Genomic DNA, 3,896 nt, shown 5'->3' with positions numbered 1-3,896 from the left:
CGCAAACTCGCAAACTCGCAAACTCGCACTTTTTATCAGACATAAGCAAACTCGCAAACATTGACAATGCTGTGCACTCTTGCCACTGTTATACAAAGCAATAATTAAGGAGTGTTAATTGTGTCTAATTGGGTTGAGGCAAGTGTTAAAGATATTGTTTGGTGGACTGATACGTTATTTAGTTTAATTGTGAATGCCGATGTGGAGCCGTTTAAAGCAGGACAGTTTACTAAGCTTTCTATGATGATGGATGAAAAACGTATTGCACGGGCGTACTCTTACGTAAATGCACCAAGCTCTCCCGATTTAGAGTTTTATCTTATTAACGTGGCAGATGGCTTATTATCACAACAATTAGCCAAGCTTAAACCCGGCGATACGGTGATGATTGAAAGCCGCGCCAGTGGATTTTTTACTATTGATGAAATCCCCGCCAGTGAACAGTTATTTATGCTTAGCACCGGAACCGCAATTGGGCCGTTTTTATCCATTTTAGAGCAGCCTGATGTGTGGCAGCAATTTAAGCACGTTACCTTAGTGCATGGTGTGCGTTTGAATGCAGATTTAAGTTATCAAGCAAAAATTGCGCAGTTACAGCAGCAGTATCCGCAATTAAGTTATCTGCCCGTAGTGAGTCGCGAGCAGGCAATTATCGGCTTAGATGGGCGTATTACTGATCGAATCGCCGATGGCACCTTATTTAAGCATTGTGATAGCGCAGTTAGCCCGCAAAATAGTCAATTTATGATCTGTGGTAATCCACAAATGGTTAAAGACACCAGCGCATTATTAACCGAGCAAGGCTACACTCGCAATCGTCGTAGGGAGCCTGGGCAAATCACCGTTGAGCAGTATTGGTAAAAAGCTATCGCGATCCGGTAAATTTTGTTATTTTAGAGTTTCTTAAATTACTCAGGAACAGTATGAAACCGTTATTTTTTTTAGTAAGTTTGCTATTTCCGTGGCAGTTATTAGCAACTGCAGCTGATGTAGTTGAACCACAGACTAAAACTGAAACAACAGCAGCTAAATTGCCTGCTGCAGTAAAAACGACTGACACTAGCACTGGCGAAGAAAAATCAGTGCAGAGTAAAGCCCCAACAAAATCAACTGAGGCTGAACTACAAGATAGCCCAGCGGTGATCACCTTAACGCCAGAAAATAAGCAATCAGCTGAGCCTGTAAACGTTGAACCAACACAGCCAATTAAAACAGACACCAGCAAACCAAGCGAGCCTGAAGTTGATACCAGTAAGGTACTTGGTACTGAAGCGGCAAAACCTGCTGAACTTCCTAAAACACAACAAGAAAAACAGCTTGCTGTCGCACAAGCAGAGCAAGCGGTGATCCAAGCTAAAGAAGCGCTAACACTCAAACAACAAGTTAAAGCTAAACAGTCACGCGAATCGTTAGCCGTTATTGAGCAATTAATTAAGGCGTATAATGCCAGAAACATCGATGCATTTATTAGTATGTATGATGAAAATGTAGAGTTTTATGCCTTTCCAAACGAGTTACTTTTTAAGGGCAAAGAAAAACTGATTGCCCGTTACGGAATAATGTTTAAAAAATTAAAGTGTATAAAATCATCCCCAATTAAACGTATTGTGCACGGTAATATCGTTATCGATCATGAACTGTCAGAAACCTGTTCAACAGATCCAAATGTAGTTGATAAGCGCGGAGAGTTAATCTCTAGCTATCAAGTTGAAAATGGCAAAATAACCAAAGTACTCTTTTTTAGATAGAGTATTAATAAGCAGATTGTTTATAGGCAGATAAAGGGGCCGCGACTAGCATGCAAATTAGTGATGATAAAAAAATTCAGTTACTTTATCGTGTAGAGCCTGGCTGTTTAGGGCCAACGGGAGCACAAACCATTGAGCGTTTCTGTGATTATGCTAATCAGCAATTGGTCGCCCCTTATTTTGCCCTTTATCACTTTACCCCGCGGTTTGATAAAACTAAAGCCGAGCGCGAATACAGTATTAATGCTCGGCTGTTGTCTGATCAGCATGCGCAGGCTTATCTTGCGCATTTTAAAACCAACAAAGATGAGTTTGAAGAGCAACTCGACGAACTGCTCACTCAAGCAATCGAAAGCTTTTTAGAACGTTAAGTCGCCAGATACAATCGCATTAAAGCTGCTGTTGTCGTGCAAACTGGCAAATGCACTTTCATGTAATAGCTCATTACGTAAGTTTGGTGAATACTCCAACGACATTTTTATATCGGCCAACGCATCAGCGTGTTTATGAGTCAACGCATAAGCACATGCACGTTGCCAATAAGCGTAGCCATAGTCACTGTCTATATCCAAGGCTTGGTTACACAACTCTATCGCCTGAGCTGTTTCATTAAGCTCTAGTAATGCATCGGCTTTGTAAGCGATAGCTTCAACATCTTCGGGTTTACGTTTTAAAATCTCATCAAATATTTCGATCTTATTAGCTATATCGCTTTCTAAATTTGCACGCATCCATAAAGAGTGGACTTCATTGGTCACAGATATTTTTTGTTGGTTACTTAAGATTTCTTCAGAGCGCTCGCGTAGCTTTTCTTCAAATGTATTCAAACGTGCTTCGTATTCATTGGTGATCACGCTGACACGGGTATTTACAATATCTTCGACTTTGTTTTTTACATCACGTAACGAGTTCCAACCAACCAGTACCAAAATAGAGGCTGTGGCAGTGATGATAAAAAATACATTATTAATTGTATCAGTGGTGTAAGTCAGTGCGCGGTCTGCGGTATCAAGCTGAGCATGAGTGACTTGTTTGGTAACGTCTTCACGTAGTTTTTGCTGATCTTGGCGTACCGCTTTGAGTTCATCAAGAATATAGCGTTCCATCAAGGGTCTATACATCGGCTCTTGAAGTTTTTTGAGTGCCTGTTGTTGCTGTTGTGGGCTGGGTGCAGCGCGAGACTCTTCAGCCTGTGCCTGAGCTGCCACAAAAGTGGCAAAAAGAAGTAAAATTGATACAAAATAATGACGCATACTACTGCCTAGTCGATAAATTAAAGTGCTAAGTAAATTACTGAAACTGTAACATGACTACCTATGAGTAACTAGGCCGCGTTGATTTTTCGAGGTTATTTTTACAGCAATATGCTGGGTAATTGCTGCTTTGCTGTAGTGGAAGAAAATAAAGCCAGTAAAAACAGGCAAAAAAAAACCAGCTCTAAGAAGAGCTGGCCAAACTGCTTAAACAACTTAAAGTCGTTAGGGATATCAACAGGAGTGAGCGTTTATAATAACCAAATATATCTGAACAACGTCTTAATATTTAGAGCATTACAAATATTGGAAAATACTTTTTGGCCCCATTAACTCCACGCAGATCATTTACCTTAGCCACCGTTGGGTGATATTGCATGGTAACTAAACAATTTGCTCGTAAAGAATACGGTCATTGTTGAGTAAATATTCTGGTGACAGGGTTATCAAAATGATTTAAAAATTGTAGCCGCGAGTTTACCTCGCGACCTATAAACCGGCTTCGGGCTTGGTGCTACGGAATACAGCCTAGCACCTAGCGCCTAGCGCCTTTTACTGTCGTAGGAACTGGCTTTAGCTGTGATTATCTTAAAACCACTTTTACCACCGAGGGCACTGAGGCGCTTCGCTGCACGGAGAAGATAAAAAGTTTTTCGAGCGACAGTCTGCGGGCTAATCCTAGCCCCTAGCTACTTTTATTACCGTAGGAACTGGCTTTAGCCGTGATTATCTTAAAACCACTTTTACCACCGAGGGCCACTGAGGCGCTTCCGGAGTTTTTCAAGTTAGTTGTCGCATCAAGTTAAATTTTATGCCGCCCGCACTTCTTCTTTTTTCTCTGGATTCAAATTTACTTCATTGATCATTGTCCAATTTCGAGACTTTCCTGACCAAC

Annotated in this window: 4 protein-coding genes; 3 read left to right on the top strand and 1 reads right to left on the bottom strand. The window is 41.1% G+C overall.

What is annotated here, in order from left to right; all coding sequences use genetic code 11:
* Window positions 1–120 precede the first annotated feature (120 nt).
* From H5203_RS22320 to H5203_RS22310, 3 genes are all read left to right on the top strand, one after another.
* Entirely contained in the window at window positions 121–861 is a 741-nt protein-coding gene (locus tag H5203_RS22320; protein WP_182820360.1) for a ferredoxin--NADP reductase, read from the top strand.
* A gap of 62 nt (window positions 862–923) precedes the next feature.
* Entirely contained in the window at window positions 924–1,748 is an 825-nt protein-coding gene (locus H5203_RS22315) for a nuclear transport factor 2 family protein (protein ID WP_145238789.1), read from the top strand.
* A gap of 50 nt (window positions 1,749–1,798) precedes the next feature.
* Window positions 1,799–2,119: a hypothetical protein gene (locus tag H5203_RS22310; protein WP_145238785.1), complete on the top strand. Its 321-nt coding sequence runs from the start codon at window positions 1,799–1,801 to the stop codon at window positions 2,117–2,119.
* Here the strand turns inward: H5203_RS22310 and H5203_RS22305 are convergent.
* Complete coding sequence (locus H5203_RS22305; RefSeq protein ID WP_145238782.1) at window positions 2,108–3,001, bottom strand: TPR end-of-group domain-containing protein; 894 nt, start codon at window positions 2,999–3,001, stop codon at window positions 2,108–2,110. The genes H5203_RS22310 and H5203_RS22305 overlap by 12 nt on opposite strands.
* Window positions 3,002–3,896 lie beyond the last annotated feature (895 nt).

Source organism: Pseudoalteromonas sp. SG41-1, from assembly GCF_014164575.1.
In the GTDB taxonomy this organism is placed as follows: domain Bacteria; phylum Pseudomonadota; class Gammaproteobacteria; order Enterobacterales; family Alteromonadaceae; genus Pseudoalteromonas; species Pseudoalteromonas rhizosphaerae.
This window is presented reverse-complemented; position numbering and strand designations above follow the sequence as displayed.

Coding starts and splice junctions, on each gene's coding strand:
- H5203_RS22310 (WP_145238785.1), top strand. CDS start 1,799: ATGCAAATTAGTGATGATAAAAAAATTCAGTTACTTTATCGTGTAGAG.
- H5203_RS22315 (WP_145238789.1), top strand. CDS start 924: ATGAAACCGTTATTTTTTTTAGTAAGTTTGCTATTTCCGTGGCAGTTA.
- H5203_RS22305 (WP_145238782.1), bottom strand. CDS start 3,001: ATGCGTCATTATTTTGTATCAATTTTACTTCTTTTTGCCACTTTTGTG.